The 22492-nt window shown below is 66.3% G+C and carries 19 protein-coding genes; 11 read left to right on the top strand and 8 right to left on the bottom strand.

Annotation, left to right across the window (positions count from 1 at the left end):
* The first annotated feature begins 182 nt into the window (after window positions 1-182).
* The 3 genes from LFT45_RS22385 (at window position 183) to LFT45_RS22375 (ending at window position 4949) form a co-directional block, all read left to right on the top strand.
* Window positions 183-1763, top strand: a complete 1581-nt coding sequence (locus LFT45_RS22385; protein ID WP_236809559.1) for a multicopper oxidase domain-containing protein — start codon at window positions 183-185, stop codon at window positions 1761-1763.
* Window positions 1688-2530: a multicopper oxidase domain-containing protein gene (locus LFT45_RS22380; RefSeq protein WP_236809557.1), complete on the top strand. Its 843-nt coding sequence runs from the start codon at window positions 1688-1690 to the stop codon at window positions 2528-2530. Before LFT45_RS22385 ends, LFT45_RS22380 begins: the two co-directional genes overlap by 76 nt.
* A gap of 448 nt (window positions 2531-2978) precedes the next feature.
* The gene (locus tag LFT45_RS22375; protein ID WP_236809553.1) at window positions 2979-4949 is read left to right on the top strand and encodes a hypothetical protein; all 1971 of its coding nucleotides are present in this window, start codon (window positions 2979-2981) and stop codon (window positions 4947-4949) included.
* Window positions 4950-5620: 671 nt separating this feature from the next.
* Here LFT45_RS22375 and LFT45_RS22370 read toward each other — a convergent pair.
* The 6 genes from LFT45_RS22370 to LFT45_RS22345 all read right to left on the bottom strand — a co-directional run bounded on the left by LFT45_RS22370 (window position 5621) and on the right by LFT45_RS22345 (window position 11766).
* Window positions 5621-7639 (bottom strand): multicopper oxidase family protein, encoded by a 2019-nt coding sequence (locus LFT45_RS22370; protein WP_236809552.1) that lies wholly within the window; start codon window positions 7637-7639, stop codon window positions 5621-5623.
* 463 nt (window positions 7640-8102) lie between these two features.
* Complete coding sequence (locus tag LFT45_RS22365; RefSeq protein ID WP_236809551.1) at window positions 8103-8753, bottom strand: cation diffusion facilitator family transporter; 651 nt, start codon at window positions 8751-8753, stop codon at window positions 8103-8105.
* 257 nt (window positions 8754-9010) lie between these two features.
* Entirely contained in the window at window positions 9011-9766 is a 756-nt protein-coding gene (locus tag LFT45_RS22360; RefSeq protein WP_236809546.1) for a cytochrome P450, read from the bottom strand.
* A complete protein-coding gene (locus LFT45_RS22355; RefSeq protein WP_236809543.1) occupies window positions 9766-10254 on the bottom strand; it encodes a hypothetical protein in 489 nt (162 codons plus the stop codon). Before LFT45_RS22355 ends, LFT45_RS22360 begins: the two co-directional genes overlap by 1 nt.
* A 119-nt stretch (window positions 10255-10373) precedes the next feature.
* On the bottom strand, window positions 10374-11000 hold the full coding sequence (locus LFT45_RS22350) for a TlpA family protein disulfide reductase (protein ID WP_236809542.1): 627 nt from the start codon (window positions 10998-11000) through the stop codon (window positions 10374-10376).
* A gap of 16 nt (window positions 11001-11016) precedes the next feature.
* Window positions 11017-11766 (bottom strand): cytochrome c biogenesis CcdA family protein, encoded by a 750-nt coding sequence (locus tag LFT45_RS22345; RefSeq protein WP_236809540.1) that lies wholly within the window; start codon window positions 11764-11766, stop codon window positions 11017-11019.
* Between the two features lie 123 nt (window positions 11767-11889).
* Between LFT45_RS22345 and LFT45_RS22340 the strand changes: the two genes are divergently transcribed.
* The 4 genes from LFT45_RS22340 to LFT45_RS22325 all read left to right on the top strand — a co-directional run bounded on the left by LFT45_RS22340 (window position 11890) and on the right by LFT45_RS22325 (window position 16371).
* Window positions 11890-12273, top strand: coding sequence for an ArsR/SmtB family transcription factor (locus LFT45_RS22340; protein ID WP_236809538.1), 384 nt, complete (start codon window positions 11890-11892; stop codon window positions 12271-12273).
* A complete protein-coding gene (locus tag LFT45_RS22335) occupies window positions 12270-14222 on the top strand; it encodes a heavy metal translocating P-type ATPase (protein ID WP_236809533.1) in 1953 nt (650 codons plus the stop codon). Before LFT45_RS22340 ends, LFT45_RS22335 begins: the two co-directional genes overlap by 4 nt.
* Entirely contained in the window at window positions 14219-14737 is a 519-nt protein-coding gene (lspA, locus tag LFT45_RS22330; RefSeq protein ID WP_236809531.1) for a signal peptidase II, read from the top strand. Before LFT45_RS22335 ends, lspA begins: the two co-directional genes overlap by 4 nt.
* 608 nt (window positions 14738-15345) lie before the next feature.
* Entirely contained in the window at window positions 15346-16371 is a 1026-nt protein-coding gene (locus LFT45_RS22325) for a DUF808 domain-containing protein (RefSeq protein WP_236809519.1), read from the top strand.
* Between the two features lie 653 nt (window positions 16372-17024).
* Here LFT45_RS22325 and LFT45_RS22320 read toward each other — a convergent pair.
* Window positions 17025-17465, bottom strand: a complete 441-nt coding sequence (locus tag LFT45_RS22320) for a helicase associated domain-containing protein (protein ID WP_236809517.1) — start codon at window positions 17463-17465, stop codon at window positions 17025-17027.
* A gap of 446 nt (window positions 17466-17911) precedes the next feature.
* Complete coding sequence (locus LFT45_RS22315) at window positions 17912-19042, bottom strand: metallophosphoesterase (RefSeq protein WP_236809515.1); 1131 nt, start codon at window positions 19040-19042, stop codon at window positions 17912-17914.
* A gap of 246 nt (window positions 19043-19288) precedes the next feature.
* Here LFT45_RS22315 and LFT45_RS22310 point away from each other — a divergent pair, with 246 nt between their 5' ends.
* The 4 genes from LFT45_RS22310 to LFT45_RS22295 form a co-directional block, all read left to right on the top strand.
* Window positions 19289-19930 (top strand): hypothetical protein, encoded by a 642-nt coding sequence (locus tag LFT45_RS22310; RefSeq protein ID WP_236809514.1) that lies wholly within the window; start codon window positions 19289-19291, stop codon window positions 19928-19930.
* A gap of 105 nt (window positions 19931-20035) precedes the next feature.
* Window positions 20036-20764: a YcnI family copper-binding membrane protein gene (locus LFT45_RS22305; RefSeq protein ID WP_236809512.1), complete on the top strand. Its 729-nt coding sequence runs from the start codon at window positions 20036-20038 to the stop codon at window positions 20762-20764.
* A gap of 162 nt (window positions 20765-20926) precedes the next feature.
* Window positions 20927-21529, top strand: coding sequence for a copper resistance CopC family protein (locus LFT45_RS22300; protein ID WP_236809510.1), 603 nt, complete (start codon window positions 20927-20929; stop codon window positions 21527-21529).
* 245 nt (window positions 21530-21774) lie between these two features.
* Window positions 21775-22492, top strand: a 718-nt coding sequence (locus tag LFT45_RS22295) for an SURF1 family cytochrome oxidase biogenesis protein (protein ID WP_236809508.1), incomplete at its 3' end; no start/stop codon positions are given.

Here is a 22492-nt window from a genome sequence, read left to right as displayed (position 1 = left end):
ATGGAAAGCTTGCGGGGCCGGTTGGTCAATATGTGGGAGGGAAGGTGGGTCCCCCCGGAAGGGCGGGATCGCAAGGTTTCCCTAGCCCGGGTCCCGCACTGTGCTGTCTGTAAGCGCTATGGGGGTGTTCTGAACGTCTGTGCCGGCGCGGTTCCGGTCCCCCTGCATACTGGAGGTCGGACATGGCAGTCGTGGATATTCACGTTAACGATGGTTTCGTTCCGATGGTGGACGGATCGCTGGTTTACCACCGGGGTTTCGGGGAGCGCCGCACCGGGGTGAGCGATCCGAAGCCGGCGCTGGCGATGAGCCCGCGCGTCATCACTGCCAACGGGCGGGTGGTGGCCAGCCGAACCTACCCCTTGGGGGCGCCGCTGCCGCCGTTGGGAAGGCCGGCGCCCCTGCGGCCGGACCCGGCGAATCCGCGGCAGTTCCTTGCCCGGCGCGGTTACTGGGCCAGCTTCTTTCCGGACCGGACGCTGATCGCCGAAACGGGCAGCCTCATCCAGATCCGTCTGCACAACAACCTTTCCCAGCCGCACGAGATCAGGTTCCACCGCGCCGGGGCGGGCGGAACCGATGTGGGCTCCGGTCCGGTCGCCCCCGGAAAAAACAAGCTTCTGGAGTTCCGGGCGCCGCTGCCCGGAACGTACCTGTTCACCGATCCGGGCAATCAGCCCGTGGAACGGACCCTGGGCCTGTACGGGGCGCTGGTGGTCGTCGACCCGCGCAACGCGTGGCGTCTGGCACCCGGCGCGGCTGAGTTCGAACGCCAGTGGCTGTGGCTCTGCCACGACGTGGACTCCAACTGGGCCCGCATCGCCTCCAGGGGACAGACAGTTGACCCGCTTGCCACACCGGCGGTGCCGGACTATTTCACCATCAACGGCTTTTCCGGCTTCCAGTCGCTGGCCGTCACCACGGATGAGGAGTTCAACCACCGGCGGCATGAAGACACGCTACCCTCAGGCCATCCCCGCGAAACCGACGTCCGGAACTTCAGCGCCTCCCCCTCGGCCGGGGCCATCCGCACAGGACACCTCATGAGAATGCTGAACGCCGGCATCGTGGACCACCAGCTGCACTACCACGGCAACCACGTCTGGACCGTGCGGGCCAACGGCATCGACTTCCCCCGGACCAACGGCAGGGTATCTCCGCAGGGTGACGTGATCCTCCAGCAGTGGGAGGACACCATCATGTTGCAGCCGCTGGAGCGCAAAGAATCGATCCTCCCGGTCCGGCGCCCGCCCGACGTGATTGACGAGGTCTGGAACGCAAGGACCGTGGACTGGACGTACCCGATGCACTGCCACGCGGAACCGTCCCAGACCGCCCGCGGCGGACTGTACCCCGGCGGGCTCATGGCCGACTGGGTGCTGGCTGCAAAGCCGGTCCCCGAACCAGGGACTCCGCCAACGGCTGCAGATCCGCATCACACGTTCCGCAGCCAGGTGGACTTCTCCTCCGACCAACCCCACGAAGGGAGCCCGGAGACCGAGTTTCCGCTACGGCCGGACGTGGCCAGGGTGTTCGACTTCTTCAACCGGAAGTTCGAGTTCCCCGACCGTTCCGAGCACGAGATGTGGAGCTTTGCGTTCGATGAACTGGGGCGCCAGATCCCCGGCCCGACCCTGCGGCTGACCGGGGCGACCTCTTCAACGGCACAGTTAAGCCGAGCAAGCGCGTGCACACCATCCACTGGCACGGCATCGAACCTGACCCCCGCAATGACGGTGTGGGCCACACCTCGTTCGAAGTGAGCGGGGAGTACACCTACCAATGGCGGCCCGACGTGGGCGAAACCGGCAACCCCAACCGCGGATCCGGGGGAACCTACTTCTACCACTGCCACGTCAACACACCGCTCCACGTCCAGATGGGCATGTTCGGGGCAATTGTTGTCGATCCCCGTCCCAGCGCCACGTCCCCCTGGCCCGCCGGCGCACGCCGCCACTCCGTGAACGGTCCCCTGTACGACATCGCCACGGAAACCCTGATCGCACCGTACTCGATCGATCCGCGCTGGCATGAACTCAATCACGCCGCCGGGCTCTCGGGCGAAGACGCGGGCCTGAACCGCTTCGAACCCAGGCATTTCTTCCTCATCGGCGGGGCGATTGCCAGCAGGCCCAGGGGTGATGACATCGTCTGGGCCATCTCCAGCATGAGGGCGAACGTGGTTCGGAACGGCAAGCACCCCACCCTCGTGCGGATGGTGAATGTGGACTACTTCCCCACGCTGACCAGAATCACGGACGCCGCGGGCAGGCCGTCGAAAATCGCCGAGCTGATCGCCCATGACGGCCGGCCTTTCTGGGCCACCCCGAACCCTGCAGGCCCGGCGGTTCAACCGTCCATGGCCGGGCAACCGCTCCTGACGGACATCATCAAGTCCGGCGCGGCCGAAAAGTTTGACTTCCTGCTCCGCCCGCCCTCACCCGGAAAATACACCATCACCATCCAGTTCCTGCACTGGATCACCTCCAAGGTCCTCGCCACCCGGACGGTTACGGTCAACGCGGCCTGAATCCAGAAGGCCCGGCTGTTTGGGCTGCACGCCGAGTCCCCGCAAAAGGGCGGCGGGCGTGTTGCATGCGGCCCCCACCCGGCCGGGTTTTCCCAAGCTTGGCGGGTTTATCTAGAGGTGTTCTGAACCCGGCAGCGCCTGATGACCTCGGCCGGGCACGGAACACCCGGACCCGGCACCGCAATCCCTGCGGCGCCGGGTCCCTTTCATGACCGCCGGCAGTGTCAGCCCGCCCGTTCGTCACGGTTGAAGCGCCGCCCTGGCGATGCGCGATACAAGGATTGCCCCGGAGAATTCACCTAGCGGCGGCAACGGGCCTCCCCACGGTGCCAGCGGGCGGGGGGTGCCGGCCCCCCCGGGCAGGGACCGCGAACCCAAGGAACCCGACGGTTTTCCCAACCCCCACGATTTGTAGTGATGCCATCAGCGTTCTCATAAGGAGACCCACATGGCACCCCCACCGCTTTTCCTGTCGGCCCAGCGCCTGACACCGCGCAAGACCACCCGCGGCGGCATCGCTGCGGCAACTGCCCTGCTGCTGGCTGCGACGGGAGCAGGAGCTTCCCTGGCCGCCACCCAGGTAACCCAGACGAACACGACCAAGCTGACCGCCGTCGGGCCCGTCAACACCGAGTATGGCTTCCCGTCCTGGTACGAGGACAGCAACAAAACCCGCGTCGAGCTCTGCCTTGACGCGGAAAACCCGCTCTGCGGCTTCCTGCCCGGAGACATCCCGGACGAGACCGCACCCATATCGTTCCCGGGCAACTTCCCGGAAGAGGCGTTCTACATGCTCGCCGGCTCGGAACTGGCCCTTCCCGGCGGAGGCCGCGCCGTCCTGGTCCTCGGCCTGGAAGCCGCCTTCGCCAACGCCGTCACCGAAGGCGACCAGGTCGTCTTCGGCCGGCAGCGCATCGTCGTCAAGGGCGGACCGGCCAACGCCACCCTGACGTTCCAGCACCCCTACGGCACCATCACCATCGACACCGACGGCGCCGGCGACGGCAAGCTCGTCGAGGACATTTCACCCGCGGCCGGCAACTTCTCCACGGCCCTGAAGAGCAACATCGGCCCGTTCCTGAAGTGGGATCCGGCCGCCGCCCCCGCAGCGCCCGAAGGCTACCTCGGAGACCCGGGCCAGGACCACACCGTTACCGGCAGCCCGTTCGGTTACAACAAGTTCTCGGTGAACGGCGGCGGCCTGGCCCTGGAAACGGACCAGTTCACCGTCCAGGGCAAGATCTCCACCAACCAGGGAGTCAGCGGCGACAGCGCCGTCCTGAACGGCACCATGATCGACGTGTTCGCCAGCAGCGGGAACGGCGCCCAGCTCCAGGTGGACGGGCAGGCCGGGGTTTTCGAAACCACCCCCATGCTCAGTGACCCCGACACCGGCAGGTACTACGCCCGGGTCCAGTTCACCGGGACCGCGCCGGCCACGGTGAAGGTCACCAACATCGGCGACAAGCCCGCCAGCAGCAGCCAGATCAGCGTCACCAAACCCAGCGGCATCCTGATCACCAAGGCCCTCTACGACGGCACGAACCTGACCGTCAGTGCCCTCTCCTCCGTCGGCTACCCCCTGACCGTAACGGGCCTGGGAACCCTCGAAGCACCGGCCACCGCAGGAGCACCGGCCGAGAAGTCCTTCGCAGTACAGGCTCCCCCGGCCACCGTCACCGTCAAGACCGCGCAGGGCGGCACAGCTTCCCTGCCCGTGACAGTCTCCGGCGGAGCAGCAAGCCCCATCGGGCTGGACCCGGTCACCCCCGCCCCGGACCCCGGCCCCGTCGTGGACACCGGCAGCGGACCCGTCCCCGGCGAAACCCAGGAAACCGCGGCAATCGCCACCGCCGCATCGTCGAGCATCACACCAGGCAGCACGGTCCAGCTCGACGGCAGCACGTCAACCGGTGCCGCCACCTACAAGTGGACCCAGCTCAGCGGACCCACCGTCACCCTCTCCAGCGACACAACCGCCAAACCCACCATCAACTTCCCCTTCTACGCCAAGACCACCGACACCACACCCCTGGCCGCCATGGCCAACGGCCCGGTCGTCATGCAGCTGATCGTCACCGACACGAACGGCATCGGCAGCGCACCGGCGACGGTGAAGCTGACAGTCCAGAAGGACACCGTTGCTGTCGCCGGTTCCCGCCACCGGCTCAGCACCGAACTGCGGGTCACGGGCACCTCAACCCTGGCCGGCAACACCGCCGTCCTGATCCCGGCCACCACCGTGGTCATCTACGACACCACCCCCGGCCGCGCCGTCACCAAAATCGGCACAGCACAGGTCGACACCCTCGGTGCCTGGTCCTACCGGGCCAAGCCCGGACCAAACCGGCAGATCACCAGCGTCCTGGTCCAGTCCAGCCGCGGCGGCACCGCAACCGGGGTGCTCGCAACCCGCTAACCCCGCCGGCACCAACCTCCGCAGGGCCCCGTCTGCACAGCAGACGGGGCCCTGCCACGTCCGGGAAACTACCAGCAGGGTCGCCAGGCATGATGTGTCCTGCGCGCTGGCGGCCGCGCACCGGGCGCGTTCTGGAGTCTCTTGCCTGGTCGTGCCATGGCAACCCCAGCGGCTCTTCCGCCCCGTCCCATCCAAGAACCAGGCGCAGGGCCGGGAGGCGCCGGCGGTCACGGACCAGGGCGGCGGAGTGATGACGCCGTGCTGTGAGCAGGACTGGTGGCCCGGGGCCGCCCCGCCGCCCCGAGACCGGCCAGTGGCACTGCCGCGGGAGCCGGATACGGTACCAGCGCCGAACCGTGCCCGGGCGGGTCGGTGGCCATAACGTGGTTGCGGCGCCGGTGAAGGGACCGGACCAGCGGCGGGGCAGCATCGCTCCGGTCCGGGCCCTGGGCGCGTCCCGGGGGCGGAGGCCCCTGGAGCGAGGTGGCCTAAGCGAGAAGGATCGCATTGGAAAGCGTGAGTCTCCCCCGGGGGTACACTGTTGGCTCCCGGGGGTACAACTGTTGGACAGCCAGAGGCTCAGGTCCCGGCCATATCTTCCGGGGCCTGAGCCTCTTAACGGCATCCACGCCGCCTGCTTCATGGGGCCCTGGGTTAGGGCGCCATCGCTTTTAGTCGGTCCGCACGCTCCGGGTCGCTGTTCCGCCAAGGCTCGAGTCGGCCTTTACTACCGTGACTTGTCTGGCTGGTCCCGGTTTGGTGGTCAGTGTCCAGGTCCCCAGGGAGTTGGCCTTCACTGTGCCCAATCGGGTTGCGGCCCGGCCCGGGGTGACGTCGTACAGCACCACGGTGGCCGAGGTTGCTGCCGCTGAGCCGGGGAACGTGGAGGTTCCGCTGAACGACATGTCCTTCTTCAGCCGGTGCCGGGCGGTGGTAATGGTCACGACGTCCTGCTGTGCCGTCGGCGGCGCTGGTGCTGGAGCCGGGGGCGTTTCTACCGGCGCCGGCGGCGGGGTGCTTGTCTGAGGCGAGGCCGTCTCCGGGGATTGCGTGCCTTCCGTTGAACCGCTGCCCCCGCCCGTTTCGGTGGTCTCCGGGGCCGGAGCGGGCGCCGGAGCGGCCTGGCCGATTGGATGCGGCTTTGCGGCCTCAATGGGATCGTTGGGGTCCGGGTCGTTCGTGTCGATGCCAACGCTGAACTGGGACATCATGGAGTGGTCTTCATGGGGAAGGTTGTGGCAGTGGATCATGTAGCGGCCCCGGTGGTGTTCAAACTTCATCACCAGCCGGACCGTCTCGCCCTCCCCGACATAGACCACGTCCTTGGGTCCCCGTTCATGGGGGAAGGGTGCTTTCCCGTTCCGGCTGAGGATCTGGAAGTCCACGAGGTGGATGTGGACCGGGTGGAACCATCCGCCCGAGCTGTTTTCGATTTCCCAGATTTCCACGTCGTTCAGGCCAGGGTTGGCGAGGACTTTCCTGAAGCCACTCTCGATCACTTCCTCCCAGGTCATTCCGCCAATGGTCCAGGTCTCATTGTCGTGCTTCACGCGCATCCGTCGGGTTTTGACCGACTGGGACGGCGTCAGCCTCATCGTCGCGCTGGAGGCCAGCAGGGTCGGCAGCACCCTGGCGCCGGGACCCGAGGTGTCGACCGGTTCGTCTGTCACATCGAATGCCATGACCCTGTTCGTGAAGTCGTAGTCCACGTTGTTCTGATTGGACAGGTTGCGCAGTTCCACGCGCTTTCCCGCCGGATACTTCGAAAAGTCGATCAGGACTTCGTAGCGCTCGGCGCTGCCGTGCCGCCACGAGGCCACCTGCTGCGCGGCCGGCATCAGGCCTCCGTCGGTGGCGACCACCGTTACCGGATCCCCGGTGCTCAAGGAGAAACGGTAGGAGCGGGAAATGGAGGCGTTCAGGATACGGAAGCGGTAAATCCTCCGCTGGACCTTCATCACCGGCCACGGAGTGCCGTTGACCAGGACAACATCGCCCCACAAACCGGAGTTTGTGTTGTCGTTGTAACCGAGGGAGCCGTTGGCCGCGAACATGGCGTCGGATACCGTGAGCGGTACGTCGAACTTGCCCTGCGGCAGGAGGCTGCCTTCCACCGGGTCGTGCAGGTGGTATTGGGCGGCCAGCCCGGAGTACACGCTCTGCGCCGTGTAGTGGACAGCATGGTCGTGGTACCAGAGGGTCCTGGCCGGCTGGAAGTTGGGGTACTCGTAGTCCTTGCAGAGGCCGAGGCCGGTCACATCGTTCGCGTAGCCATCGAACTGCGGCAGCGACGCGGACCCGTGCAGGTGCGTGGACGTGTCAAGCCGGTACCCCCATTGCGGGTGGAACAGCGGCAGCACGTTGTCCATCTGCAGGGAAATGCGGTCCCCCTGGTTCACCTTGATCGTCGGTCCCGGGAATGTCCCGTTGTAGCCGAGGATCGGTGTGCTCAGCCCGGGAACGATGCTGGCCAGGGCCGCTTTTTGCTCGATTTCATAAAAGTGTGTCCTCCGGCCGTCTGCGTCCACGGCGGTGCTCTTGGGCTTGAGTACCTCAGGAATGGTCAGTGCCCGCTGATAGGGCTTGGGCATGTTGCGGGACGCCAGCTGGCTCGCCGACTTGGCACTCACCGAGGCCAACGGCACGGCCAACCCGAAGGCGCCGATGATACCGACTCCACCTATCTGCAATGCCTGACGGCGAGAAACTGACACGACTGCCCCCGGTTGTGAAGGTCCAATGCTGTTAGGTGAAGGGTGCACCGCTTCCCCTGCGAAAACCTTGAAGAGAGGCAGGGGCAGTGGCCGCCTTTTCAGGGGAGCCCCCTCATTGGAAACCCGCGAACAATGGCCTGCCGGACCGGTCAGGCAGTTATCAGCACCTCCGCGGCCGGACTCGGGCGGGAGCCGAATTCAGCACCCTGCGCCGAGCAGCTGGAACGGCCTGCACATGTGCCGGTACATCTCACCGGGCGGGCGCGCTGTCATCCACGGCGGGAAGCGGCTGTCGCAGTTGTGCCGTGTCAAGGTGCGTGCCAAGGAGCGTCATCAACCGCGGGCAGCTTGGGATCCCGCCTGTTCCGGGAACGGCCTTTGACGGTGGCGGCGAGCCGAACCGGTAAGCCACCGTGGTGGTGATGGTGATTTGGGGGCACTAGTCGTCGTCGTCGGTGTCTTCGGCAAGTTCGCCCTCCCAGGCTTCTTTGCCCTCCCACAGGGCGAATGCGGCGATGATGAAGCCTGCCACCGGGTCCAGCCACACCGCTCCGGTCAGCATGTATAACCCCACGCCCAGGAGCGTGGAGACACTCAGCAGCACGCAGATTTTGGTTTCCGCGGCGTCGGCCAGGATCAGGTTGTCCTGCAGCCTGGTTCCGACGCGTTTCTTCATTACTGCGAGGAACGGCATGACAATCAGGGACAGCACCAGGATGCCGATGCTGACCGGGGAACTCGCCGGCGCTTCACCCTCGACCAGGCTCTTGATGCCTTCGTAGCTGACGTAGGCGGCGAGGATGAAGAAGGTGACCGCGACCAGCCTGAGCGCGATGCGTTCTCTGCGCTCGTCCGCTTCGCCGTGCCGGAGCCGGGCGGTGAGCCGAATTCCGACCAGAACTGCGGCGATGGATTCAATGCCCGAGTCGATGCCGAAGCCGATCACGGAGACCAGCCCGGCCAGAAGGCCGGCCGTCACGGCGATGATGCCTTCGATGACGTTATATACGACCGTGAACTGGGCCAGCCGCAGACCCTTGCGGGTGAGCCGCTCGGCCTGTTCGGGGGTGAGAGTTGCTGGAGCGTCCATGACATGCCTCCACTTCGTCTGCCCGGTGATCGGCCCACCGCACCGATCACCCATCCCGATTCCCAAGGCGGTGGTCCCCGTCAACCATCAACTCCAGCCGGGGTCCTGCCATGCTCCGCGCCTTCAATGACGGCTTCTTACATCTCGTCCGGCACGTTCAGATCCGGTGCCCTCTCATTAACTGCCCCAAAAGCGTCTTAACTGCACCGGTTCGCCCTGCCCGCTCTTCTCCGTGGTCCCGTGCCCGTGCTGGTCTGTTATCGGCGCACTGGCGGGCGGGGGTCCAGGATGAAGCCGCTCTTGGGGAGGGCGGGCATGTTGGAGAGGCTGAAGTTGAGGTCTTGGGCGGGTACCTGGAGGTCAGGCGCGGCAGCGAGCGACTGGATGGCCCGTTTGATCAGGTCCACCGTAATGTCTTCCCCCGGGCATCGGTGGCCGGTGAAGTGGTCTCCGGCTCCCTGCGGGATCAGGGTGTGGGCATCGGGCTGCCAGTCGCGGAAGCGGTCCGGGTTGAAGCTTTCCGGGTCTTCCCAGCTTCGTGGATCGTGGTTGGTGCCGTAGAGGTCCAGAAGAACCCAGTCCCCGGGCTTGAAGGCATGCCCGGCCCATTCCAGGTGCCTGGTCGCTGTGCCTCCGACGAAGGGGAAGAACGGGTAGTACCGGCGGACTTCCTGGGCGAAACGGTGAAGGTCGGCGTCGTCGCTGCCGCAGAGTTTGTCTTTCCACTGCCGGTGCTGCGCGAGGGCGAGGGCGGCGAAGACGATGAAGTTGCTGACCGCCACGACCGGTCGCAGCAGGTTCAGCAGTTCCACCGCGGCCGTGTCAGCAGGCAGTTCCTTCCCGGTGTTGTCCCGATGGAATGCGATGGCCTCCACCGGGTTTGCCGGTATCTGATCCGCTCCCGACGATGACCGGGCTGCCTGGATGGCGTTCGCGGCCCACTTCTCAGTTGAACGCCGCCGCCCGCGGGCATACCAGTTCATGGGCCCGAACGTTCCGGCATGGTCGATCATCAGGCCCAGCTCCCTGCTGCGCCTGCGAACGGTGGCGGGATCGGTGGGAAGACCGGCCCAGCTGCAGGCGGCGGCGGTGAGGATCCGCCGTACCTCGCTGTGCAGGGCAAAACGGTGGTCCGGTGGCAGGCCGCGGTGTGGGTCGTGCCATGCAGCGTCAAAAGCCGCCCCGAGTCGTTGGACTGAATCGCGGTTGCCCACTTCCAGGAACAGTTGCTTGCGGCGGTGATGCTCTGCCCCTTCAAGGGCTGGACGCTTTTGGCATCCTGCAGCAGGTGCTTGGCCGACCGCGGAAGAGCCCCTGTGCGGCTGAACCGTCCCCCGCCATAGAAGAATTCCGCCGCCGCAGCTCCCCTGATGCACACGACGGGACGAAGCATCAGACGGGTCTGGAAGAGGTCCGTGCCGGCCTCGTCGTAGCGGGCCGAGATGAAGGTGTATCCCTCGCGCAGCAGGGCCAGCGAGCTGTCAGGCAACCGTGCAGTCACTCGTATCTCCCCTTGGTGCATGCCAGTGGCGTTGTTCCCGAGTCTAGGGCAGAGGCTACGGGGCCGGAAGCGTGCGGCTGAAGGCCCTGAGCGGCCCGCAGGACTGTCCCCGTCACCGTTCAGGACTCGTTGAGCGCGCTGGTGATCAGGGCCTTGAGGGTACTTTTTTCTGCCAGGCCCAGGACCCGCGCCGCGACTTTGCCTTGCCTGTCCAGAATGAGCGTGGTGGGCACGGCACGCGGTGGCACATGGTCGGACAGGGCCAGCAGGATGCCGCCGTCGGAGTCGTTGAGGCTGGGGTAGGTGGTGCCGAAGGTGCGTTCAAAGGCCGCGGCTGTCGCGGCGGTGTCCCGGACGTTGATCCCGTAAAACCGGACGCCGTCGTCTTTGAAGGCCTGGTGCAGCGCTTCCAGGTCGGGCGCTTCCTTGCGGCAGGGTGCGCAGCCGGCGTACCAGACGTTCAGGACGGTGACGTTGCCTTTCCAGTGGGCGGAACTGACCGCGGTGCCGTCGTAGAGCACACCGGACATTTCCACCGCGGCGCCTCTAGCCCCGGTTGCGTATTCGGAGACGGATCCGTCCCCGGCGATGTAGTTTTTGTTGTCCCCGGCCCTGGCCTGCGCTGCCAGGGTATCGGGGGCGGCGCAGCCGGCCAGAAGCAGCGCGGCGGACGCTGCGCTCAGCAGCAGTCCGCGCCGCCCCGGGAGCAGGGTCGCCGGTCGGGGTGTGGGCTGGTGTGTGTTCATGTTCTGGTTCTTTCCGTCAGACGGGGGTGGTGATCGTGGCGGCAAGGTTCTGCAGCTGGTAGATCCAGAGCATCCAGATCCCCGAGACCATCAGGATCCCGACCAGGACCAGCAGGGAACCACCGATGATGTTGAAGGCGCGGATATGCCGGCGGATGAACCCCAGGGTCTTCGTCACCCAGTTCAGGCCCACGGCGACCAGCACGAAGGGGATCCCCAGCCCGAGGCAGTACAGGAACCCCAGCAAAGCCCCGCGCCAGGGATCCCCTGTCGTGGTGCTCAGCGCCAGCACGGCGCTAAGGGTCGGGCCCATGCACGGGGTCCAGCCCAGGCCAAACACGATCCCCAGGACCGGGGCGCCGGCGGCGCCGGTCCGGGGTTTGAAGGAGAGCTTCCGGGTGTTCTGCAGGAAGGAGAAGCGGCCGATCAGCACCAGGCCCATGAACACGACGAATCCGCCCAGGACCCGGATCAGCGTGTCCTGCCATTGCAGCAGCCAGCCGCCGATCACACCGAACGCGGCCCCGTAGAGCGTGAAGACAGCAGCGAAACCAAGGATGAACAACCCGACGCCGGTCAGGACACGGCGCCGGTTGTCCGGCCGGGCCGGATCGGTCAGGCCCGAAACGTAGCCCAGGTATCCGGGCACCAGCGGCAGGATGCACGGCGAGATGAACGAGACCGTGCCGGCCGTGATCGCCAGCGGCATGGCCAACAGCAACGACCCTGACTGCACCATCTCGGCAAAGAAAGCACCGATAGTCACAGCAACCGACCCCCCGCGGTCCCATACGGACCCGGCAATGCCCTGGGACGGGGAAGCCCTGCCCGCGACGAGCGCAAGGTGGAAGGGATCGGTAATATCATGCAATCACGCTATCATCGTCGTATGACGATTCAAATTGGTGGTTCTGATGAGTGCGGGCGGCTGGATCCGGCGGCTGCCCTGTTTCATTCCCTGAGCGACCCGACCCGTCTGAGCATCGTGAAGCGGATGGCCGGGGGCGAAATCCGGGTGGGTGATCTCGCGACGGAGTTGGGCCTTGCCCAATCCACGGTGTCGGCCCACGTGGCCTGCCTGCGCGACTGCCGCCTGGTGGAGGGCCGCGCGCAGGGCCGCAGCGTCTATTACTCGCTCGCCCGCCCGGAACTGATGGACATGCTCGCCCAGGCCGAGGTCCTGCTCGCCGCGACCGGCAACGCGGTCAGCCTGTGCCCGAACTACGGCGCCGGAAGCACCAGCGCGGAACTGACAAAGGAGAATACGCGATGAGGGACGCCTGCGGCTGCAGCGATGACAAGCCCGAGACCGTAGCGGAAGAGGCCGAGGAAGCGGTCGGGTTCTGGCAGATCAATGAGATCCGTGCCGCCGCGGTCTCGGGTGTGCTGCTCCTGGCCGCCTGGATCCTGTCCCTGACCGGGGGCCCGGAGTGGCTGCGCCTGGTCCTGGAAATCGGGGCCCTGTTGGTCGCGGCATGGACTTTTGTTCCCTCCACCCTGCGCCGCCTGCTCAAGGGCAAGATCGGTGTCGGGACCCTGATGACGATCGCCGCCGTCGGCGCGGTGGCTCTGGGCGAGTTCGAGGAAGCGGCGATGCTCGCCTTCCTCTACTCAATCTCGGAGGGTCTGGAGGAGTACTCCCTGGCGAAAAGCCGGCGCGGTCTGCGGGCCCTGCTGGACCTGGTCCCGGCCGAAGCGACAGTCCTGCGCGACGGGGCAGAGGTCAGGGTTGACCCCGCCGAGCTCGTCCCCGGAGACCGGATGATAGTCCGCCCCGGCGAACGGCTGGCCACCGACGGCCGGATCATCACCGGCCGCACCTCCCTGGACACCTCGGCGCTGACCGGCGAATCCGTGCCCATGGAGGCCGGCCCCGGCAGCGAGGTCTACGCCGGGGCGATCAACGGCACCGGGCCGCTGGAAGTCGAAGTCACCAGCACCGCGGAGAACAACTCCCTGGCCAGGATCGTGCACATCGTCGAGGCCGAACAGTCCCGCAAGGGCCCCGGCCAGCGCCTGGCCGACAACATCGCCAAGAAACTCGTCCCCGGCATCCTGATCGCCGCCGCCCTGATCATCGGCTTCGGCTTCATCGTCGGAGAACCTTTGCTGTGGTTTGAACGAGCCCTCGTCGTCCTGGTCGCCGCGTCGCCCTGCGCTTTGGCGATCTCCGTGCCGGTCACCGTCGTCGCCTCCGTCGGCGCCGCCTCACGGATCGGTGTGCTCATCAAGGGCGGCGGCGCCCTGGAAACCCTCGGCAGGATCCGCACCATCGCCCTGGACAAGACCGGCACCCTGACCCGGAACAAGCCCGAAGTCATCGATGTCGCCGCTGCCGGTACGGCCACCCGGGACGAGGTCCTGGCCCTCGCGGCAGGGCTGGAGGCCCGCAGCGAACACCCCCTGGCCCGCGCCATCCTTGCCGCGTCCCCTGCCCCGGCCGATGTGACCGACGTGGACACCGTGCCCGGCGCCGGCCTGGAAGGCCGCTTCGAGGGCAGGACCGTCCGCCTCGGCCGTCCCGGCTGGATCAACCCCGGCCCGCTGGCCGCTGAGGTCGAGCGGATGCAAACGGCAGGCGCGACCGCCGTTCTGATCGAATCCGCAGGTGAGGTCATCGGTGCGGTGGCTGTCCGTGACGAGCTGCGGCCAGAAGCCCGGGACGTCATTGCCCGGCTGCGCGCCTCCGGTTACACCACGGCCATGCTCACCGGTGACAACGCGATCACCGCCAGGGCCCTGGGCGAGGCTGCGGGCATCACCGAGGTCCACGCCGACCTCCGTCCCGAAGACAAGGCCGAGATCATCCGGACCCTCAAGACCCGTCAGCCGACCGCCATGATCGGCGACGGCGTCAACGACGCCCCGGCCCTGGCCACCGCAGACACCGGGGTCGCCATGGGCGCGATGGGAACCGACGTCGCGATCGAAACCGCCGACATCGCCCTGATGGGCGAGGACCTGAACCACCTGCCCCAGGTTCTGGACCACGCCCGCAGGACCCGGTCCATCATGCTGCAGAACGTGGGCCTGTCCCTGCTGCTGATCGCTGTCCTGATCCCGCTGGCACTGGTCGGGGCGCTGGGACTGGCGGCGGTGGTCCTGATTCACGAACTGGCTGAAATCGTCGTGATCGCCAACGGCGTCCGCGCCGGCCGGATCAGCGACAAAACCACGCTCCAGCCCGCCAAGCCGGCGCCGGCCCTGGAACCGGCAGCATGAGCACCGGATCCCCGGCAAGCCCCGCCGGCACACCCCCGCTCGCCGGGAAAGCCAAAAGGGCCCGCCGTGTCCTGCTCTCCGCGGCAGCTGCCTTGGCTGTCGCGGACCTGGCCGTCAAAGGCCTTGCCGTCCTGACCCTTCAGCACGGCGCGGGCGCCGACCTGGGCATCATCAACCTCCGGCTGCTCTACAACACCGGGGTCGCATTCAGCCTCGGCGCGGGCCTGGCCCCGTGGCTCGTCATCGCTGCCACTGCCACGATCATCCTGACCATGACCTGGTACGCGGTATCCACCGCACCGGCCATGTCCAGGCTCTCCCGGGCCGGTGCGGCGCTGGTACTGGGCGGCGCGGCCGGGAACCTCGTGGACCGCCTCGACGGCCGCGGCGTCGTGGACTACCTCCACACAGGATGGTTCCCCACCTTCAACCTCGCCGACGCCTTCGTCACCATCGGGGCAGGCCTGTACGTTCTGGGCACCCTCCGGCACTCCCGGGCAAACACCCCGGACTGACCCGGGTCTACGGCTTATCCACGGCCGCCCGCGTTCCTGGATCACGGTCAGCCCGCTCCGCAGAGCCCTTCTGGCAGGCCAGCCGCCAATGGAACGTGCTCATCTAGTTCTTCCAGACCGTTGCCCGTGAAAATGGTCAGCGGCGACAGCTTGGCTGAGAAGGTCTTCTCCTGTCGTGGCTCCAATCCCCTAGGTGGCCTAACAGAGTCGGGATTTCGGCGACCTCGGTAGACAAGCCTGCGTCCCAGTAAGTGGCATTTTGCCGTCGAGGGGTGACGTTTTCCCTTTTGGTGATTTCTTTCGGTGTGAGAACCAGACGTTCACGGTCTTCTTGGCCCCGGTGTTCAGTCCATCCCGATTTAGCGGATGAGCGCCGCTGGCGCGCCGTGGAGTGGGAAAGTATGCGGCAGGCTCGCCGAGGTTCTGGCGACGTCCCGGGGCGCGGGTTGACCATGGCATCGACCGCAGCTTGGAACGGTTACAGGGGCAGTGAAACCCTTTGCCCCGATGGGCTGCCCGCCACCATATACTCCGAACATGCCAATCATGCGCCGTGACCGATATATCCTCGTCCAGCAGTCCACCTCCGAGGAGTGCGGGAGCGATCTGTGAGCGGCGGCCTCGTCGCCCTGCTGGACGACGTCGCGGCCCTCGCCCGTATAGCGGCGGCTTCGGTGGACGACGTCGCTGCCGGAACCGCCAAGGCGGGGGCCAAGGCCGCCGGCGTGGTGATCGATGACGCCGCCGTCACCCCGCAATACGTGGCCGGGGCTGACCCGTCGCGCGAACTGCCGATGATCAAGCGGATCTTCTGGGGCTCGCTCCGGAACAAGCTGTTGGCCATACTTCCGGCACTGCTGCTCGTCAGCGCTTTCGTCCCGGGGGTCATCCCGTTCATCCTCATGCTGGGCGGCACCTACCTCTGCTACGAGGGTGCGGAGAAGGTCTGGCACAAGGTCCGGGGCCGCCATTCCACGGAAGAAGATACGCCGGCGGTCGAGCGGGGTCCGGAGGCGGAGTCAAAGGTCATCAAGGGCGCCATTACCACGGACTTCATCCTGTCATGCGAGATCATGGTCATCTCGATGAACGAGGTGGCCGATGAGTCCTTGTGGGTCCGGGCGCTAATCCTGGTCGTCGTCGCCTTAGTGATCACAGTGCTCGTGTACGGTGCCGTCGCACTTATCGTCAAGATGGACGACGTCGGCCTGCACCTGGCCGCTAAGGACTCTGCCGGCTCCCAGCGCTTCGGCGAGCTGCTCGTCAAGGGCATGCCCGGGGTGCTGGCCGCGATCACCCTTATCGGCACCATCGCCATGCTGTGGGTTGGTGGTCACATCATGCTGCAGGGGGCATACGACCTCGGATGGCACACGCCGTATGACCTGGTCCATCTCCTCGAGACGCCTTTCGCCGGGACGCCGGTGATGGGAGGCTTCCTGGCCTGGCTCATAAACACCCTGTGCTCTACCGTCCTCGGACTCGCATGGGGTATCGGCGTCATGGCCATCCTGCACCCGGTGCTAAATGCACTGCCCTTCGGCAAAAAGAAGGGCGGACACGAAGAGGGCGACGTCCGCGCCGCAGTCGCCGGGTATCGGCCGACGAAACGCAAAGCCGATCCATCCTCTTAACTCGCACCCACCGCAGGAACACAGGCTCACGATTACCGGTCTACAGGGTCGGGTATGGAAGGGGGAAGCACCCTGTGATTCTCGCCCGGGGAGGCCTGGTGCCGGAATGCCCGTATATGCCTTGGCCCATAATCCGCCCCGTGATAGGTCCCCCCAAACGGAGCGCGGGTCGGCTCATATGGCTAGCGAAGTGATCCCGCATCGATAATGGTCTCCGGGCCACCGCTTTCTCCACCGTTGGAAGGCGCGAAGCGTGCCTGAGCGCCATGCAGGGATGGCGCCCGGCAGACGGGCGGCCCAGCGCAGGCGTTTTGATCACATCCCACCTCCCCGCCGGGAGCCGTTCGGCCAGTTCCCCGCAGGAAATGAAAGCAGCTGAGGGGCCATCAAGGGACCTGTTCTGCCCTGAACGGACTGCCTGACATCGCACAGGCGCCCCACTGGTGTTCCTGGGTGCCGGCTATGGCAGCTGATACCGGGTCCTGCAGCGCTCGTGTCAGGATGGTGGACTGAGACCCGCGGGGATGGCGCCGCACCGGCCGGGGCGTGAATCACGAGCGCCATGGCTGCACCCGCATGCGCTGTAATTGAAGCTCTGGCATCGACCCAAAGTGTCTGGAAGCGCCGCAGGTAAGAGAGGGCCGAGGCGCTGCTTACCCGTCCTGCGCGGGTTTGCGTCCGCACCGCCTTCCGGCCCGCCATCCTGGCACCGCGGCATCCAGGGCCTGGATTTTCGCCGTATCGAGTGTGCCACGGCGCAGCATGAAGCGTTGGGTGTGGATCCATACGCCCAGCTGGTGCTCCTGCGAGGTTTCTGCGGCCCGGTGTCGGGGCCAGTCCCGGTCCGAGCAGCGGTATGCAGCCAGTTCCTCCAGGCGGCTCTGCCACCGGGCGGCGTCGGCCGTGGAGCGGGGGGTCGCCTGCCACTGAGGCAGGACATCCAAACCAATCCGGAATGTGTGGGCCAGAGTGCCGTGCTTGGCCTCATGGCGGCGGCGGCGCAGCCAGGTCGCGAGGTTACGTTCGTGACCGTCAGTCGAGGCGGAAGACGGGTATCTGCCTGTCCGCTGAACGAGCAGGATCACATCGTTCATGCGCGCCAATCCCCGGGGGGTCACGCCAACCCCGCCTGCTGCCGGCCCCTGCGGCTGGTCCGCAGCCATGGAGTCACCTGGCTCCTGGAAGGGCACGGAGCGCACCCACGTACCCTGGATCAGAGGGGTTGTAACGGGTTCAATGTGCAACCCGTTCAATGCGGAGCTCACGTTCGGTAACTCCCTTCGCGGGCCGTTTCCAAGCATCCTGCCGCCCAAACCCTACAGAAAAACTGAGAAATACGGGAGCCGCAGGGGCCCATCCACCCCCCAGCCACACACACAGACCGGACAGCCGGCGGTGTTCCGGCGCCCGCGCCCCATCACCAGCAGGTGATGGTGGGGCGCCGAAGGAACGGGCACGTGCCCTCACACCGGGCCAGCATCTCATTGCCGAGACCGCGGCCGGTGACGTTCGTGTTCGAAATCGGGCTGTCACGCAGGCACTAGGTCACTGGCGCATTGAAGATCCGGCCGTTGGGCACCGGCAGGGGCCGGGTAGCAGCAATCGGGCGCCGGTCACTTTGCTTCGGTGGTGAAGGCATCGGTGAAGCTGTACCCTGCGCGGGGACGAACCGGACGCTGAGACGTTTAGGGGTGGCGGTGGCTTCGAGGGTGCCCTTGGCCGGGTCCCGGTTTTTCCCGGACACGGCCGCGAAGTATCCGGCTTCCGGATCATCAGCGGTGATGTCGTACATGCCCACACCGCCGGCTCCTGACGTGGCAAAGACGGTCCCATTGCCACGGACCATGCTGGCGTCGGTGTCGGCCAGGCACCGCGCGGAATGTTCATTAGGGACCAGGCGGGGGCAACCGTCCCCGGTGCCGATCTGGTGCGTGCGCTGATAGGCGTGTTCGTGGCCGGCAAGAACGAGGTCTACTTTCTTCTCCACCAGCATGTTGGTCAGTTCCTGCCCGGGCTGGCAGGCGTATTTGCCCATGCTCCGGCACGGGACGTGCATGCCCACTACCGTCCAGGGAATGCCCGCCGCCTCGGCGCCGTCGATCGCGGCAGTGGTCCACTGCCACCGGTCACTGCCCTGCGAATAGTCCAGAGTCTGCCCGTCCTTGAACTCTATGCCCGGGGATATCATGACAAACCGGACGATCGGGTTGTCCTGGGGTACATCCGCGTACCATTGCGTTCCGTACTCCCCCTGCAGGCCGGGGAGCCTGTTGGGCAGGCACGCGGCAAACTTGTCGATGTCCCCGTCGCTGCCGTCGCTCTCGTGGTTGCCGGTGATCAGCTGATAGGGAAAGTCTGCGCCCAGGGTTCCCTTGACCATGTCGCAGAACTGGTCTTCGATGCCCGGCTCGTACGCAAAATCCCCCAGGGCAAGGTTCAGCTGCGGCTTAAGACCCGCGATGAGGTCCAGGACGTTCCTGGCCCCATCACTGACACCGATGTCGCCCTGTGCGGTGAACCGCACCGACGTTGCGGCGGGGTCCGAGGTTGTTGCCGGTGGGGAGGGAGCGGGCGGGACAGGTTGTGGGACCGGTATGCAGCCGGCCAGCAGCAGGCATAGACCCGCCAGGACCGAAAAGACACCGGCACGCCCGGGTTTCCGCGCTCCCACCGACCACATCCTCGCTCCCCTGCCCCCCGTCCAGCCTGGATTGACGTCCCAAGTCTGCGCGCCCCTCCTTGCAGAAACCTTGCCACGCTGCGGATTCGGCAAGTTTCACCACTGTCCCTTGTGGCCGGTTCGGGGCGGGGCGCCTTTGCTGATCTTTGGATGCAAAAGGGGGGACCCCGTGGGCAAGGTTTTTGAAAGGTGGTCCCCGCAATCTGGGGTTTCGGACCGGTCCTGTAACCTGAAGGAATGGAGGCGCAGATGGCTGGAGGCGGGCTGCGTCTTTTCCGTTCCCTCCTCGTGACCGGAACGGTGTTTGTACTCGCGGCCGGCGCGCATGTCCTCGGCGGAGGCAGCCTTCCCACGGCGGATATTTCACTGGCCCTGCTTGCCCTGGTCCTGGCTGGCGTGATGTCTCTGGCCGGGCGGCAGTTGTCCCTGGCAAAGATTGCTGCCGTACTCGCCGGCGGGCAGATATTGCTGCACGAGGCCCTCAACGTTCTTTCCGGCGCATCCTCCTGCCAGGCCGCTGCCTCCTCCGACAGCTTCGCGCACCACGCTGTCCAAGCGGCCAGCCTCCCGTGCCAGTCCCCCCCATCATCCCTTCTTATCCACGAATCCGCCGGATATGCCATGTCACTGGCGCACCTTTTCGCCACCGCCGTGACTGCTGTGGTGCTGGGCAAGGCCGAAGCTGCCCTGTGGCAGCTTGCCGCGTGGCTGCGGCCCCTGGCGCGCTTCCTTGCCCCCACCCCGGTCCCCACCTGCCGGCCGGTGCCTTGCGGCCCGGCCCCGGCCCCAGCCCGCCCGCGATGGCGAAACCTGCGCGGTGACGGCATCCGCGGGCCACCCTGGCCTGACCGCGCCCTCCTTCCCGCCCGCTCGGTCTGACTCCGCCTGCACCCGGAGGCCGCGCCCTTTCGCGCCTAACCACCTCTCTTTTCCGCCGCCCACCCCGGCCTATCCTCGTGGGCGGCCCCAGCGAAGGATATTCCCATGCAACAGACAAACACGCCCGTTTTGAGAATTGCCGCGGCCGGCGCCGCGACGGCTGCTCTCATGAGCCTCGGCCTCGCCGCGGCGTCCGCCCACATAGAAGTAACGCCTGAAGTCACAGCCGAAGGCGGCTCGACCCAATTGACGTTCAGGGTTCCGAGCGAGTCCAAGACCGCGAAGACCGCCAAGATCAAGGTGGACCTGCCCGTCTCCACCCCGTTCAGCTCCGTCCGGGCCAAACCCGTCGAAGGCTGGAAAGCAGAAATCGTCAAAGGCAAGCTTCCCAAACCCGTCACCGTGAACGGTGCAACGGTCACGGAAGCGCCGCTGTCCGTGACGTGGACCGCCACCGACCCCCAGTACCAGCTGTCGGATCAGCAGTACCAGACCTTCTCGATCTTCGCGGGCCGGCTCCCCAAATCCGGCACCACGGTCACGCTCCCCATCGTGCAGACCTACTCTGACGGCAAGGTCCGGAACTGGGACGACCCGGCGGTCGAGGGCCAGGACGAGCCGCAGGACCCCGCGCCCTCCTTCGTCACCACTGTCGCAGCCGAAGGCGGACATGCTGAAACCGCAACAGCGGAACAGGCCGCCGAGCCGGCGGCGGCGGTCACCGACGCCACGTCCTCCCAGGGCCTGACCTGGGCGGCCTTGGCTGCGGGTCTCCTCGGCCTGGCTGCAGGTGTTGCCGCCATGTTCCAGGCACGCAGGGCAAGGAAGGGCTGACAGCAGCCCGCACGGACACCCCGGCCTACGGCATGAAGCCGCGGGCACGACAGGGCGGGCACCAACCGGTCCCCCCGTGCATGAACCTGTCCTTCTATTCGGGGCGGCGGCCAGCATGTGTTGACCGCCGCCCCGAAACAGACCTGAATTGCAGGAGGCTCCATGCCAATATCCAACCGAAAACGAGTCCTCTCCACCTTGGCCCTTGTGGCTGCGGCCAGCATCGGGCCGTTCTCCGCAGCCCCGGCTTTCGCCCACGATGCCATCCAATCGACCGCGCCTGCCGAAAACGCGACGGTTACCACGGCACCGGAAACCGTGTCCCTGACCATGTCCGAAGCGCCCATGAATTCAGCGGAGCTGAAGCTCAGCGTCATCACGGTCACGGATTCAACGGGTAAAACCATTAGCGACGGGAAGGTGGCCGTAGCCGGCACCACGATCTCCACCACACTCGACAAGGGCAGCAACGGCCCGTACAAAGTGCTGTGGCGAACTGTCTCCTCGGATGGCCACCCGATCCAGGGAAGCTACTCCTTCACGGTCCGGGATGCCACCGCAGGCGGCGCGAAACCCGCACCTGCAACGGCGCCACCTTCCTCCGCCACTCCGTCCCCTGCTGCAGCCGCGCCCGGCGCCTCGACGCAACAGAGTCCGGCGACCGACAACAGTGCAGCTCCGGTAGCGTTTACTGTCGGTGCCGCAGCTCTCATCATCGCGGGGATTCTGGTATTGCGCAGGAGAAAGGCCGCCGCCAGGAAGTAGCGGTGACTGCGCCTGCCGGTGGCCATTTGTGCCGGCCCGGCAGGCGCAGACCGGGAGTCGACGGCAGGTTCACCCGGCTGGGGCGATGATCCTTCAGAATCTGCGCCGAAGGCTGCTGCCGGGGCAGGAAGAGGCGCATGTCCCGGATAGGCTGGATCGGTGTGTTGCTCCTCCAAAAACTGTCCCCCCGCCGGGTGCGTCCCTAATATGGCTGGTCGTTCCATTCCTCCTGGGCTGGCCCGGCGATGACGTACAGATTCCTCCTGACCTGGCGCTGGCTGGGCATCTTCGCGATGGCAGCCCTTTTCGCTGCCATCTGTGTTGGCTTGGGAAACTGGCAACTGGAGCGAAGGAACCAGGCGGTCGCTGAAATCCGCCGGGTCCAACAAAATTACGACAAGAGCCCTGTGTCCTTCGGAGAGGCCCGCCAGTTGTTCGAGACGGCCGATGCGGACGCCAAGTGGACCACCGTTTCGGTCAGCGGCCGATACCTTCCCGAAGACCAAAGGATCGTCAGGAACCGGCCCAACAATTCCGCGCCGGGATATGAGGTGCTGGTCCCGTTCCGGCTGGCCTCCGGCGAGACCATAGTGATCGACCGCGGGTGGCTCCCGATCGGCAACGTCCGGCCCGGATACCCGGACGCCGTACCTGAACCCCCGCGCGGGAACGTTTCGGCGGTCGTACGGATCAAACCCTCGGAGCCTGCCCTGGACCGTGGAGCCCCCGAAGGTCAGCTCGCCAGCATTGACCTGACAGGTTATGCACGGCAGCTGGGCTATCCCTTAATGACCGGCAGTTACGGTGTGATGGCATCGGAGTCGCCGCGTCCGGCGGAGATACCCCAGCCACTGTCCTTACCCTCGGTTCAGGAAGGTTCCAACCTCTCCTACGCCATGCAGTGGATCACTTTCGGCGTGCTGGCTTTTGTCGGGTTCGGCTATGTGGCCCGGCAACAGGCGC

Source organism: Arthrobacter sp. FW305-BF8 (assembly GCF_021789315.1).
Lineage (GTDB): Bacteria > Actinomycetota > Actinomycetes > Actinomycetales > Micrococcaceae > Arthrobacter.
The sequence above is the reverse complement of the archived record's forward strand: the minus strand, read 5'-3'. Positions and strand labels throughout refer to the sequence as shown.